The sequence below is a fragment of the Pseudomonas sp. NPDC090752 genome (genome assembly GCF_055584805.1).
Map to the genome: position 1 here is coordinate 24,266 of NZ_JBVJLI010000017.1, position 13,083 is coordinate 37,348.

Genomic DNA, 13,083 nt, shown 5'->3' on the forward strand with positions numbered 1-13,083 from the left:
TTTTTTCTGCCCGCAGGACGTGTATCGTGGCCAGCTCTTTGAAGATTCCCCGGAGCCCGCCCCATGCGCCTCACCCCGACTCTGCTGCTCAGTGCCCTGCTGCCCCTGTTCGCTGGCTGCCAGATGCTGGCCGAGCAGCCCCGTGACCCGAACATCGGCACCACGCGCATGCAGGGCGAGCTGAGCGCCAACGGCGGCCGCCTGTTGTTCAAGCCCTGCAGCGAAGCACGCCGTTTCGTAATCAAGGACGTCGCCGGCACCGGCATCCTGCAGGAGTCCGCCAGCTTGGCCAAAGCCGCCAACGCCACGTTGTTCGCCGACGTGCGCGGTCGCCTCACCGGTGCCAAGCAGGCCGACAACGACGGCCAGCTGGAGGTCAGCCGCCTGTACCGCCTGGAACCCTCTACCCGCGCTTGCGACGACCCCAACTTCAAGCAGCTGACCCTGCGCGCCAATGGCCATGAACCAGGCTGGGACATCAAAGCCAGCGGCAAAGGCATGGTGCTCAACCGCGTCGGCAAAGACCCTCTTCCCCTGCCGTTCCTGGAAGAAGAAGTGCCCGGTGGTGGCCTGACCCTGACCAGCGAAGCCAACGGCCAGCACGTTGAATTGTGGGTCGCCCCGCAGCGCTGCATCGATGGGGCCACTGGCGCTGTGCGCCACCTGCGCGCGGAACTGCGCATCGACGGTCAGACCCTGCAAGGCTGCGGCTACTACGGCGGCGCGCGCGACAACTGATCGCCGGGCGCTTTTATCCTGCCTGTCAGGGCGGCGAACAGCTTATACTTGGCGGTTTGTGTAAAGCCGCCGGCCGCCCATGGCCGGGATACTGGACCCTGCCATGCTACGAATCACCGAACTGAAGCTGCCCCTGGACCATCCCGACGAGGCGCTGCGCGAAGCCATCGTCCAGCGCCTGGGCATCCGCGACGAGCAACTGCTCAGCTTCAACCTGTTCAAGCGCAGCTACGACGCACGCAAGAAGAACAGCGAGCTGCTGTTCATCTACACCATCGACCTTGAAGCCAGCAACGAAGCCGAGCTGTTCGACAAGTTCGCCGACGATCACAACATCACTGTCGCGCCGGATGTCACCTACAAGTATGTTGGGCAAGCCCCGGCCGACCTGCAGGCGCGGCCGATCGTGGTCGGCTTTGGCCCGTGCGGCATCTTCGCCGGCCTGTTGCTGGCGCAGATGGGCTTCAAGCCGATCATTCTTGAACGTGGCAAGGAAGTGCGCCAGCGCACCAAGGACACATGGGGCCTGTGGCGCAAGAGCGTACTCAACCCCGAGTCCAACGTGCAGTTCGGCGAAGGCGGCGCCGGCACGTTCTCCGACGGCAAGCTGTACAGCCAGATCAAGGACCCCCTGCACCATGGCCGCAAGGTGCTGGAAGAGTTCGTCAAGGCCGGTGCGCCGGACGAAATCCTCTACATCAACAAACCGCACATCGGTACCTTCCGCCTGACCGGCATGGTCGAGCAGATGCGTCAGGACATCATCGCCCTGGGCGGTGAAGTGCGCTTCGAGCAGAAGGTCACCGACCTGCTGCTCGACGATGGCCAGTTGAGCGGTGTGGTGCTGGAGAGCGGCGAGCAACTGCAATCGCGTCACGTAGTGCTTGCCCTCGGCCACAGCGCCCGCGACACCTTCCGCATGCTGCATGGCAAGGGCGTGTTCATGGAAGCCAAGCCGTTCTCCGTCGGCTTCCGTATCGAACACCCGCAAACGCTGATCGACAAGGCGCGCCTGGGCAAATACGCCGGCCACCCGAAACTCGGCGCCGCCGACTACAAACTGGTGTACCACGCCAAGAACGGCCGCTCGGTGTACAGCTTCTGCATGTGCCCGGGCGGTACCGTGGTCGCCGCCACCAGCGAGCCTGGCCGCGTCGTCACCAACGGCATGAGCCAGTACTCACGTAACGAACGCAATGCCAACTCCGGCATCGTCGTCGGCATCGACCCTGAGCGCGATTACCCGGGCGGCCCGCTGGCGGGCATCGAGCTGCAGGAGCGCCTGGAAGCGCACGCCTATGTGATGGGCGGCAGCAACTATCAGGCACCGGCGCAACTGGTCGGCGATTTCGTGGCGGGCAAACCGTCGACAGCGCTGGGCAGTGTCGAACCGTCGTACAAGCCGGGCGTAACCCTCGGCGATTTGGCACCGAGCTTGCCCGATTTCGCCATCGAAGCGATCCGCGAGGCGCTGCCAGCGTTCGATCGCCAGATCAAAGGCTACAACCTGCATGATGCGGTGTTGACCGGCATCGAGACGCGTACCTCTTCGCCGCTGCGCATCACCCGCGGTGCGGATTACCAGAGTCTGAACGTGAAGGGGCTGTTCCCAGCAGGCGAAGGTGCCGGGTATGCCGGTGGCATCCTGTCGGCCGGTGTCGATGGCATTCGCATCGCTGAAGCTGTGGCACGAGACATGCTCGGCCTGTAAAACGCAGCACAATAAAAACCCCGAAATGGCCTGGCCAGTTCGGGGTTTTATTTTTCATGAGCCTGCGATCAATGCGAGACGCGGCTGGTACCGTCGACGGTCATGATGCGCACGCGCTCACCCACGCGGAAGATTTCGTTCTCCTGCACCGCCTGCACGTAGGCGCGCATGCTGCCATCGTCTTCACGTACAGTGATCTCGACACCTTGAGTACGGGTGATACCTTCCTCAGCGGCGGAGCCAGCCAGGCCACCGGCCACGGCACCGATCACAGCGGCGACGATGCTGCCACGGCCACCACCGACGGCGCTGCCGGCCACACCACCGACGATTGCGCCAGCACCACCACCGATCGGCGTCTTGGTACCTTCGATCTTGACCGGTCGCAGGGATTCGATGGTCCCCATGCGCACGGTCTGCACGCGACGGGCTTCATCACGGGAGTAGCTGTCGCCGGTCAGGCTGGAGGCACAGCCGCCCAGCAACAACGACATGGTGGTAAAGGTCGCCAACAGCAAAGCGGATTTACGCATGGGTAAGTCTCCATAAGTCAGGTGTCCATTAGACGCTGCACCTCGACGGCTGTCACGGTAGCGAAGCAATAAAATTATTTCCGTTCAGCTGCGGTACAGTCTCCGAGCAGAGCTCGCAGGCTTAGACAGAGGATAGTCAGGGAATGCTGCATCAGCGTGCGGATTGGGTTGGGGCTGCGGGACAGCCCCTGAAGTTCAAGGCGCCAGACGCTCGCGTGCCCATTGCCCATCGACCAATCGATAGTTCAGCCGATCATGCAGTCGGCTTGCCCGGCCCTGCCAGAACTCGATGCGCTCGGGCAGCAGGCGATAACCGCCCCAATGCTCCGGGCAATGCGGCTGAGTGTCGGCGAAGCGGGCCTCGGTGGCTTTCACCAGACCTTCCAGTTCCTCACGGCCGGCGATCACCCGACTCTGCGGTGAGGCCCAGGCGCCCAGGCGACTGCCCAGCGGACGCACCTGGTAATAGTCATCAGACTCCTTGGCCGTGACCTTTTCCACCCGCCCCTCGATCCGTACCTGGCGCTCCAGCGCTGGCCAGAAGAAGGTCATCGCAGCGAAAGGGTTGGCCTGCAGTTGCTGGCCCTTTGCGCTGTCGTAATTGGTGAAGAAGGTGAAGCCGTATGCATCGAGCCCCTTGAGTAGCAGCACACGGCAATGCGGGCGTCCCTCACCATCAACCGTGGCAAGGGTCAAGGCATTGGCCTCCACCGGTGGCTGCTCGGTCTTGACCGCATCGGCGAACCACTGGTGGAACAGGGCAAACGGCTCACCCGGAGCCTGGGCTTCGGCCAGGCCATCACGGATGTAGTCGCGGCGCATATCGGCCAGGGATTGGGTCATGGCTGCGTTTCCTTGACGATCAGTTGGTCTTCGCAGGGCTGTTGGCGGCTACTTTCTTGTCAGCGGTAGCCTTCTTGGCGGCGGGCTTGGCCGGCGCGACTTTCTTCTTGGCAGCGGTCTTGGCGGGTGCCTTGGCCTTGGCGACCGGCTTTTTCGCAGCCGGTTTGGCAGCGGCCTTGGCGGCTGGCTTGCTTTCGGCAGCCTTGGCGGCAGGTGCCTTGGCATCCTGAACGGCGACCATTGCGGCCGGGGTCGATGGCGGTACGGCCTTCTGGTACTTGGCCATCAGTGCCAGCATGGTGTTCTGCGGCGTCAGCAGCATTTCCACACGGCGATTCAGGGCGCGGCCTTCGGCGCTATCGTTGGCGGCGCGCGGCATTTCCGAACCCATGCCCTTGAGCGACAGGCGATCACGCTGCAGGCCGCTCAGGCGGAAGATAGCCGATACCGAAGCAGCGCGCTCCGTACTGAGCTTCTGGTTGGTGGCGGCAGCGCCACTGGTGTCGGCATGGCCCAGCACCAGCACGGCAGTCTTGGAGTCGCCCTCGACGGCCTTGGCCACGCGGGTGATCGGGCCAAGGGTCATCGGCAACAGCATGTTCGGACGATCCGGGTTGTAGGAGCTGTCTGCCGGAATGGTCACAACCAGCACGTTGTCACGGCGCTCCAGCTCAAGCTTGCTGTCCTTGATGGCTTCACGCAGCTTCGGCTCATACTGGTCGAGCCAGGCCTGGGTAGCTTTTTCATCGATCTTTGGCACGACCGGGCCCTTGGCCTGTTTGTCATCAGCGCCGAATGGCCACCACCAGCGGCTGGCGCTCTCGGACTTGGCGTCGGCCTTGGCGACCTTTTCGGTGACGGCCTGCTTCACTTCCTGCTCGGCGACCTTGTCCGAACCAAAGGGCCACCAACTGCTGCTGCCCCCTTTCGACGCATCCTGAGGATGGCTGGCGCAGCCGGTCACGGCGGTCAGGCACAGGGCCAGAGCTAAGGTTTTATGTGAAGACATCAGCGATACACCATGAAATTGAAAGAGATTTTGCCAACACACGTGAGGCGTTGGCATTGAGGATAGTCAAAGGGTTCGCGCAATACCCGCATTACCCGATCAAAGGCAGGTGCCAAGTACGCGCACTAGCTGCTGGGCCCTTGGGTCCATCAGCACGTAAGGGCCGAGGGTGTTGACCACGAAACCGAAGGCCACGTCGTGCTCGGGGTCGGCAAAGCCGACCGAGCCGCCCGCGCCAGGGTGCCCGAAGGCCCGGGCGCCAAGCCCGAAAGTGGCGTTGGCCACCGTGGGCTGGTCCAGCATGCAACCCAGGCCGAAACGGGTCTGAGTCAGCAAGGTACGGTCCTGACCCAGGCTGTGTTCGCGGGTCAATTCGTCGAGCAATTCTGATTCGAGCAGGCTGCCGTCGAGCAAGCCGGCGTAGAAACCCGCCAGGCTGCGGGCATTACCATGGCCGTTGGCCGCCGGCTGCTGCATGCGCCGCCATTCCGGCTTGTTGGTGCTGGTGAGGATCGCCGGCGGATTGGTGAACGCGCGGGTCGACAACGCCTGGGGTTCGCGCATGGTTACCTGCAGCAGGCGCTGCGCTGCGGCATCGCCGGCGTTGCCCTTGCCGCGTGCGATATGCGCCACACGATGGAATTCTTCGTCGGCCAGGCCGACATGGAAGTCCAACCCCAACGGCTTGGCCGTGCGGGCCACGATCGACTCGCCAGGGCCACGGCCATCGGCGCGGCGAATCAGTTCACCGATCAGCCAGCCATAGGTGATGGCGGCATAGCCGTGCTCGGTGCCGGGCGTCCACCAGGGCGTTTCCGCAGCCAGGGCATCAACCATGGTCTGCCAGTCATACAGGGCTTCTGCGGGCAGCAGTTCGCGGATGGCCGGCAAACCGGCGCGGTGGCTGAGCAGTTGGCGCAGGGTGACGCTCTCTTTGCCTGCCTGGGCAAACTCGGGCCAGTAGCGCGCTACGGGGGCATCGAGGGCCAGCTTGCCCTCACCCACCAGCTGCAGCGCGGTAACTGCAGTAAAGGTCTTGGTACAGGAGAACAGGTTGGCGATGGTATCGCTGTGCCAAGCTTCCTGGCCGTCCTTGTCGGCGCTGCCCGCCCACAGGTCGATCACAGTCTCGCCACCCACCTGGATGCACAGCGCCGCACCACGTTCCTGGGGATCGTCGAACAATGCCGCGAACGCTTCGCGCACAGCCTCGAACTTCAGCTCATAGTGACCCTGGATCTGCACCCGCTGTTCTCCGTACGACCTTAACGAAAAAGGCGTGCATTGTTTCAGTAGTTGGCGGTTTTGCCTACTGGGCAGGGCCCGATGGTCGTAGGAAAACGCCTCATTTTGTAGGCGATTTTTTTACTACAGGGCCCGATGTAGAGGCCCCATCGTGTAACTGGCTGCTCAACTGACCAATGGCCTGTAGGTTGCTCTTGCGCACCGCTTCGACAAACCCCGAATACGCTAAGTCCGTGATCGCCACCAGCCCCAAGTGCCCGTTCTCGCCATCGAGCAAGCGCCCGCTGGCCGGTTGGTCGAGGTACTGAAACCAATGCGCACCCACGATCATGGGCTGCGCCAGCGCTGCCTTGAGAAAATTGCCATAGGCCGGCCCGCGGTCCTCTTCTCGGGCCACTTCCACAGGCCCTGACCAGAATGGCCCGCGGTCCCGGGAGCCGAACTGAAATTCGGAAACGAGCACTGGCCTGTCCAACTCGGCAAGGCGAGCAAAGTCATAGCCGTCCTCGGGTTTGAGGGTATAGAAGTTGAAACTCAGGACATCGCAGAACTCGGCGCAGGCCTTGACCGCTTCCGGTGTGCTCACCGCATAGCGACCGCCCAGCAGCAGGTGGTTGGGCGCATGCCATTTCAGCGAATCGGCGATGGTCTTGAAATAGGTTTCGGCGAACACCTGCTGGAAATACTGGTAATCGCGCTCGATTTCCGGGTGATCGGGGCTTGGAAGCGGCGCCTCGAAACCTGGATCCTCCATCAACTCCCAGGCCTGAAGGTCGATACCCCAGGCATTGGACAGCCCCTGCTGATTACGGTACTTGTCGCGCAGCTGCTTGAGGAACGCGCGCTTAGCGGGTACATCAGTAGTTAGGCGCAAAGTGCCATAAGCCAGGCCGTATCGAGCCTTGGGGTCGTTGCCAGGCGCTGCCCAGGCCAGTTCGTTGTCGGCGAAATAACCGATCAACCACGGGTCATCACGATGGTCGCGCGCGGCGATCGCCACGGCGCGTTCGGTGGCCATGGCGAACCGCGGGTCGAACGGGTCGGGCATGCGCCCCCACCAGTCCATGCCGGTGCTGATGCTGGCATAGTCGCCCACGATGGACAGCGGCAGCGTATAGGGCATGCGCTTGGCTTCAGCCAGTGCAAGGTCGCTCCAGTTACCCAGGGTGTTGAAGCCCCAGGCTTGTAGACGGTCGAGCGTATGGGCCTGCCAACGCGCGGTGTCCAACATCAGCGCCGGGCACTCGGCAGCAGGCTGGCCTTCGACGGCGGCCAGGCAGGGTTTTCCATGGGTACGCTGGATGTTGGCCGCATAGAAATCGAACCAGCGCCCCTGTTTGAAGTTGCGCCCTTGCGAGGAGGCATTGCCATCGTCGTTGTTGCCCTCGCCGTAGAAGGCCGCCAGCGCGTCACCTTGGTCTGGCAGCGCAGTGAACATGCCTTCGCGGCCGGCGACATAGGTACGCCCGCCATCGGCAGCCACGGCATTGACGCCCAACGAATAGAACGGATGACCTTCCGGGGTTACCAGGTACCATCGGCCGTCGCGCTTCTCGGTACGAAAAAAACCCTTGGCTTCGAACACAGGCCCCGTCATTGAGCCTCCGTAACTGTCCAGCTGCAGCTTTGCGCGCTCGGTCAGCCAAGCCTTGAGTTGTTGCTGTTCGCGGTTGTCGGCGGCCTTGAGCTGTTCATCGTTGACGATCTTCTCTGGCCAACGGCCACGGGCAGACTGGCCGTAGCCGTCGATCAGCTGATGGTAGGCCGCCTTGTAAGCGATGTCGTCGTCCTGAACACCAACTTTTTCAATCAGCAGGTTCTGCGCCACCTTGGGGCTCGGAATGGTCAGGCTGAGCGAAACCACCTGTTTCAGGTCGACCTCGCCGACGCTAGTGGTCAACAGCACCCGCTGCCCGTCGTACATCCACGGCATCGGTGGGCCGGCGCGCATGCCCTGGCTCAGCGGCGAACTGGCTCGGAGCGGCACCATGACCGTCTGCGCTGGCCCTGCCGGCAGGTCGATGCGGCTGGTCAGGGTGCGGCCATCATTGTCCTGCACCGTGACCTCGACGGTCAGCGCCCAGTCCATGGCACTTTGCAGGCGCAAGGTGAGGAACTGCCCGGCGGACCAGTCCCAAGCGCCACTTTGCGGGCTCAGGCGCAGAGTCGGCCGCTCGACCGGGTTGAACACCACCCGCCTCAACACCTCGCCTTCGGTGGTCTGTTCAGCGTTGTACTGCGGCATGCCGGTGCCTTCGGTCGCCACATTGACGACCGAGGCAGGGCGCACGAAGCTGAACAGCGTCTGCTGCCCGGCCATCAGAGGCGCGCTCAGCAAGAGGGTGAGAACAGCGGGCAAGGTGCGGCGGATCATAGGGCTCAGGCTCTCCTTTCAGGCCCTCATGAGCCCGCGACAGAGTGATGGACAACGGGCCGGCGCGTCATGCTCCGGCCCTCAGGAAATCTCCCGCCGGAAGGGTGGCAGCGCATTGAGAATAGCCTTGCCATAGCGCTGGGTGACCAGACGACGATCCAGCAAGGTGATAACGCCGCGATCCTGCTCGGTGCGCAGCAGGCGACCGCAGGCCTGGATCAGCTTCAGAGAGGCATCGGGCACGGCGATTTCCATGAATGGGTTACCACCGCGGGCTTCGATCCACTCGGCCAGGGCCGCCTCGACCGGGTCGTCCGGCACGGAGAATGGAATCTTGGCAATCACCACGTGTTCGCAGTAGGCACCCGGCAGGTCGACACCTTCGGCGAAACTGGCCAGGCCGAACAGCACGCTGTGCTGGCCATCATCGACCCGCGCCTTGTGCTTATTCAATGTTTCCTGCTTGGAGAGGTTGCCCTGGATCAGCACCAGCTTGCGCCAGTCGCGGTCCAGGCCGTCGAACACTTCCTGCATCTGCTTGCGCGAGGAGAACAGCACCAGTGCACCACGAGCGTCTTCGACGATATTCGGCAATTCTCGGATGATCGCGGCGGTATGCGCTGCCGCATCGCGCGGGTCGGCCTTGAGGTCGGGCACCCGCAACAGCCCTGCATCGCCATGCACGAACGGGCTGGGCACCACGCACGTCACCGCGTCACGGGGTAGGCCCGAGCGCATGCGGAAGCGGTCGAACTTACCCAGTGCGGTGAGCGTCGCCGATGTCACCAGGGCGCCATGGGCCACGCTCCACAGGCTGCGGCGCAACATCTCGGCGGCCAGGATCGGGCTGGCATTGACTTCGATATCGAACAGCGCGCCGCTTTCGGCCAGGGTCAACCAACGGGCCATGGGCGGGCTGTCTTGCGGGTCTTCAGCGGTAAAGGCGGTCCACAACTCCCAGTTACCCTGGGCGCGGGTTACCAGGCTGCCGAACAACGGGTACCACTCTTCGGCTTGGTGGCTGGCGATGCCGATATTGACCTCACCGTCCATGCCTTCTTTAAGCAGGTCGGCCAAGCGGGTGAACAGGTCGTTGAGGCGGGCGAAGCCTTTTTTCAGCTCGATGCCGACTTCGCGCATCTGCTCGGGCACCACGCCGCCTTCGAAGCGATAGCGCGGGCGCTCGCGGCCCTCCACGTCTTCGCTGGGGCGGAAATCGGCGACCTGCTCGCACAGGGTAAACATGAACTGTTGCTGAGTGCGGATTTCCCGCGCCAGCTCCGGCACCTGTTCAATCAGCTTGCCCAGGTCGCCAGGCAACGGGTGCTGGGCCAACAGCTTGGTCAAGTTCTTGGCGGTCTGCTCCAGCCAGTCGGCGGTGGAGCGCAGACGTGAATAGTGGGCGAAGTGGCCGATGGCCTTGTCCGGAAGGTGGTGGCCTTCGTCGAACACGTACATCGTGTCGCGCGGGTCGGGCAATACCGCCCCGCCGCCCAGAGCCAGGTCGGCCAGCACCATGTCGTGGTTGGTGACGATCACATCGACTTTGCCCATGCCTTCACGGGCCTTGTAGAACACGCACTGCTGGAAGTTCGGGCAATGCCGGCCCGTGCATTGGCTGTGGTCGGTGGTCAGGCGCGCCCAGTCCTGGTCTTCCAGGGTTTCCGGCCAGCTGTCGCGATCGCCATCCCAACGGTTGCCGGCGAGCTTCTCGATCATGCTGTTGAACAGCTTCTGGCTGCGCTCGTCGACCTCGATGTGAAAGCCCTCTTCCTCGAACAGCTGGGCAGTGGCCGATTGCGCATGGCCCTCCTGCAGCAGCACATCGAGCTTGGACAGGCACAGGTAGCGGCCACGGCCCTTGGCCAACGCGAAACTGAAGTTCAGGCCGCTGTTGCGCATCAGGTCCGGCAAATCTTTGAAGACGATCTGCTCCTGCAGGGCCACGGTTGCGGTGGCAATCACCAGGCGCTTGCCGGCGGCCTTGGCAGCCGGGATCGCAGCCAGGCTGTAGGCGACCGTCTTGCCGGTACCGGTACCCGCCTCCACCGCGACCACGGCGGGTTCGCCAGCGCGGCGGCCTTCGTCGTCGCAGGCGATGTCGCCGAGTACCTTGGCCACTTCGGCGATCATCAGGCGCTGGCCATAGCGTGGCTTGAGGCTCTTGGCTTCGAGAAAACGCGAGTAGGCGCCCTGAATGGTGGCTTTGAGTTCGTTGCTGATCATGGTCTGCAGGCGCCCAAAGGGCTGGATATATTTTCAGTGTTTTGCATGGGGCGGCTATCATACCCCGCTATTGCCCTTTATGCCGCATGGAGATCCGGATGCTTGCCTTTACCCTGCCCTACACACTGCATGTCCTGGCCGCCCTGGTATGGGTCGGCGGCATGTTCTTCGCCTGGCTCGTGCTGCGCCCGGCAACGGTTGCAGCCCTTGAGGGGCCAGCTCGGCTGCGGCTGTGGGTGGAAGTTTTCCGACGCTTCTTCGTCTGGGTCTGGCTGGCCGTGGCGATCCTGGCGATAAGTGGTATCGGCATGTTGCATATGCGCTTCAGCGGTTTCGAGACAGCGCCCCGCTATGTACAGGTGATGATGGGCGGTGGGATCGCCATGTTCGCGCTGTTCATGCGCATTCAGGCGCTGTTGCTGCCGGAGCTGAAAGCTGCGGTGCAGGCCGAGGACTGGCCGACCGGGGCCGCGGTGCTTGGCCGGATCCGCCGCATGGTGGGGATCAATCTGCTGTTGGGCCTGGCCGTGGTGGCGGTAGCCAGTTCGCGGCTTCCTGTCTGAGCAGGGCGTTCCGAGGTCAGCCATTGCGCGGCAGCCGAGGCTGCCGCGGGATGGACATCACATGGAAAATCCCCGTCAGCAGGATCTGCAACCGATCGAACCAACGGTGGCTGCGCCCGCGCAGGCTGCCATTGAAGAACAGCACCTCCAGCAGGTGCAGCCCCAGCACCGCCACCCCTACCGCATTGATCAACAGGTTGAACGGCACCGGCTGCGGCATCATCTGGTTGAACAGCACCACGCCCCAGAATGCGATGGTGAGGATCTTGCCCAGCCCCAGGATGAATTTCATCTGCCGCTCCTTTAGCCCATTAGTTGAGGTGCAGGTCCACCCGGCGATTGTGCGCACGGCCTTCTTCGGTATCGTTCTCAGCGACTGGCTCGCTTGCTCCACGCCCCTCGCTGGTGACCTTCTGCGGTGCCATGCCCTGGCTGATCAGGTATTCGGCGACACTGGCGGCACGCCGTTCGGAAAGTGCCTGGTTATAGCTGTCTGACCCGACGTTGTCGGTGTGGCCAACCACCTTGATTCGCGACACGCCCAGCTCGTTGAGCCTGGGAAGCAGGCTCTGCAACCGCTGCTGGCTGCCCGTGGTCAGGTCAGCGGAGTTGAAGGCGAACATCACCTGGCCCTGGTCGTCCAGGGAGATCACCTCGGCCGTGGGTTGTGGCTCAGGCGCAGGTTGACTGGGCGGGTATTGCGGCAGCGGGCAGCCCATGTGGTTGACTGCCGTACCGGCAGGCGTATCGGGGCAGCGGTCGCGGCGGTCGAACACGCCGTCGTCATCCTCGTCACCGTCCTGGGCATAACAGATCAGGCCACCGGCGATCGCTCCCAGGGCGCCGCCTCCGGCAGCCCAGCTGGAACTTTCGATGGCGCCCAGGCCACCGCCCGCCAAGCCACCCAGCAGGCTGCAGATCGGCCAGGTCCTTTGATTGAGGGGCGCACTGCCGTCACTGTGGGTGGCGCAGCCTGCAAGCAGGCTGGAAACCACCAGCAGCGGCAGCGCTGCCTTTGACATAACACTCATGGTGAATGCTCCTGTGTCGTTGGCCGCATCCGGCCTACAGGAGTAAAGACGCGCCCGCGCCACTTCTCAAGGCGCGGGCGCATACCGTCAGCGCTGGATCTTGATCTCGGTGCGACGGTTCATCGAACGCCCATCGGCTGTGGCATTGTCCGCCACCGGCTGGGTTTCACCTGCCCCAACAACCGAGACGAAGCTGGCGCGAGGTACGCCGCTCTCGACCAGGTAATCGGTCACCGAGTGGGCACGGCGTTCGGACAGTTTCTGGTTGTAGCTGTCGGAGCCAACGCTGTCGGTGTGGCCGCTGACGCTCAGGCGGGCACTGGGGGCTTCCTGCTTCAAGCGGGTGGCGATGGTGTTGAGGCGCTCCTTGTCGGCGGCGGTCAGGCGCGCAGAGTCGAATTCGAAGTGCACGTCACGGATGACGATGACTTCCTCTTTCTGCACCACCACTTCCTCGACCACCGGGGCCGGTTCCGGCGGGCAACCGTTGGCATCGACCTGCACACCACGTGGCGTGCCTGGACATTTGTCACGGCTGTCCGGCACACCATCGCCGTCTTCGTCACCATCGCCATGGGCCCAGCAATAGCCAGCTGCCAGGCCACCGCCGAGCAGCGCGCCCCAGCCAGCCCAACTGGAGCTTTCAATGGCGCCCAGGGCGGCACCGCCCACACCCCCGACGGCAGCACACTTCGGCCAGTCGGTTTTTTGCAAACCTGCACAACCAGTCAACACACTGGTGAGCAGTACCAGGGGTAACGCTGTGCGTACTATGCTCATCTCAAAGCTTCTCCTAGGGGGAATCGGCAC

The 13,083-nt window shown here is 63.4% G+C and carries 12 protein-coding genes; 3 read left to right on the top strand and 9 right to left on the bottom strand.

Features of this window, described 5'->3' with window-relative positions:
• Positions 1-63 precede the first annotated feature (63 nt).
• Both ACZ6YA_RS20655 and ACZ6YA_RS20660 read left to right on the top strand, forming a co-directional pair.
• A complete protein-coding gene (locus ACZ6YA_RS20655) occupies positions 64-738 on the top strand; it encodes a COG3650 family protein (RefSeq protein ID WP_465898956.1) in 675 nt (224 codons plus the stop codon).
• Positions 739-841: 103 nt separating this feature from the next.
• Positions 842-2,449: an NAD(P)/FAD-dependent oxidoreductase gene (locus ACZ6YA_RS20660; protein ID WP_465898958.1), complete on the top strand. Its 1,608-nt coding sequence runs from the start codon at positions 842-844 to the stop codon at positions 2,447-2,449.
• A 68-nt stretch (positions 2,450-2,517) separates the two neighbouring features.
• On the opposite strand, the gene ACZ6YA_RS20665 is transcribed toward ACZ6YA_RS20660, so the two are convergent.
• From ACZ6YA_RS20665 to dinG, 6 genes are all read right to left on the bottom strand, one after another.
• The gene (locus ACZ6YA_RS20665; protein ID WP_465898960.1) at positions 2,518-2,982 is read right to left on the bottom strand and encodes an outer membrane lipoprotein; all 465 of its coding nucleotides are present in this window, start codon (positions 2,980-2,982) and stop codon (positions 2,518-2,520) included.
• A gap of 195 nt (positions 2,983-3,177) precedes the next feature.
• Entirely contained in the window at positions 3,178-3,825 is a 648-nt protein-coding gene (gene pdxH / locus ACZ6YA_RS20670) for a pyridoxamine 5'-phosphate oxidase (RefSeq protein WP_465898962.1), read from the bottom strand.
• Between the two features lie 19 nt (positions 3,826-3,844).
• Complete coding sequence (locus ACZ6YA_RS20675; RefSeq protein ID WP_465898964.1) at positions 3,845-4,834, bottom strand: OmpA family protein; 990 nt, start codon at positions 4,832-4,834, stop codon at positions 3,845-3,847.
• A 99-nt stretch (positions 4,835-4,933) separates the two neighbouring features.
• Positions 4,934-6,079 carry a serine hydrolase domain-containing protein gene (locus ACZ6YA_RS20680; RefSeq protein ID WP_465898966.1) on the bottom strand — a complete coding sequence of 382 codons (1,146 nt, stop codon included), beginning with the start codon at positions 6,077-6,079 and terminating at the stop codon, positions 4,934-4,936.
• A 100-nt stretch (positions 6,080-6,179) separates the two neighbouring features.
• A complete protein-coding gene (locus ACZ6YA_RS20685; protein WP_465898968.1) occupies positions 6,180-8,453 on the bottom strand; it encodes a beta-agarase in 2,274 nt (757 codons plus the stop codon).
• Positions 8,454-8,534: 81 nt separating this feature from the next.
• A complete protein-coding gene (gene dinG / locus ACZ6YA_RS20690) occupies positions 8,535-10,679 on the bottom strand; it encodes an ATP-dependent DNA helicase DinG (RefSeq protein ID WP_465898969.1) in 2,145 nt (714 codons plus the stop codon).
• Between the two features lie 98 nt (positions 10,680-10,777).
• Between dinG and ACZ6YA_RS20695 the strand changes: the two genes are divergently transcribed.
• Complete coding sequence (locus tag ACZ6YA_RS20695) at positions 10,778-11,242, top strand: CopD family protein (RefSeq protein WP_465898971.1); 465 nt, start codon at positions 10,778-10,780, stop codon at positions 11,240-11,242.
• A gap of 16 nt (positions 11,243-11,258) precedes the next feature.
• Here the strand turns inward: ACZ6YA_RS20695 and ACZ6YA_RS20700 are convergent, their stop codons facing one another.
• The 3 genes from ACZ6YA_RS20700 to ACZ6YA_RS20710 form a co-directional block, all read right to left on the bottom strand.
• Positions 11,259-11,534, bottom strand: coding sequence for a DUF1145 domain-containing protein (locus ACZ6YA_RS20700; RefSeq protein ID WP_465898973.1), 276 nt, complete (start codon positions 11,532-11,534; stop codon positions 11,259-11,261).
• 19 nt (positions 11,535-11,553) lie between these two features.
• Positions 11,554-12,273 carry a PA1041 family peptidoglycan-binding anchor lipoprotein gene (locus ACZ6YA_RS20705; protein WP_465898975.1) on the bottom strand — a complete coding sequence of 240 codons (720 nt, stop codon included), beginning with the start codon at positions 12,271-12,273 and terminating at the stop codon, positions 11,554-11,556.
• An 87-nt stretch (positions 12,274-12,360) separates the two neighbouring features.
• Positions 12,361-13,053, bottom strand: a complete 693-nt coding sequence (locus ACZ6YA_RS20710; RefSeq protein ID WP_465898976.1) for a PA1041 family peptidoglycan-binding anchor lipoprotein — start codon at positions 13,051-13,053, stop codon at positions 12,361-12,363.
• Positions 13,054-13,083: the final 30 nt, after the last annotated feature.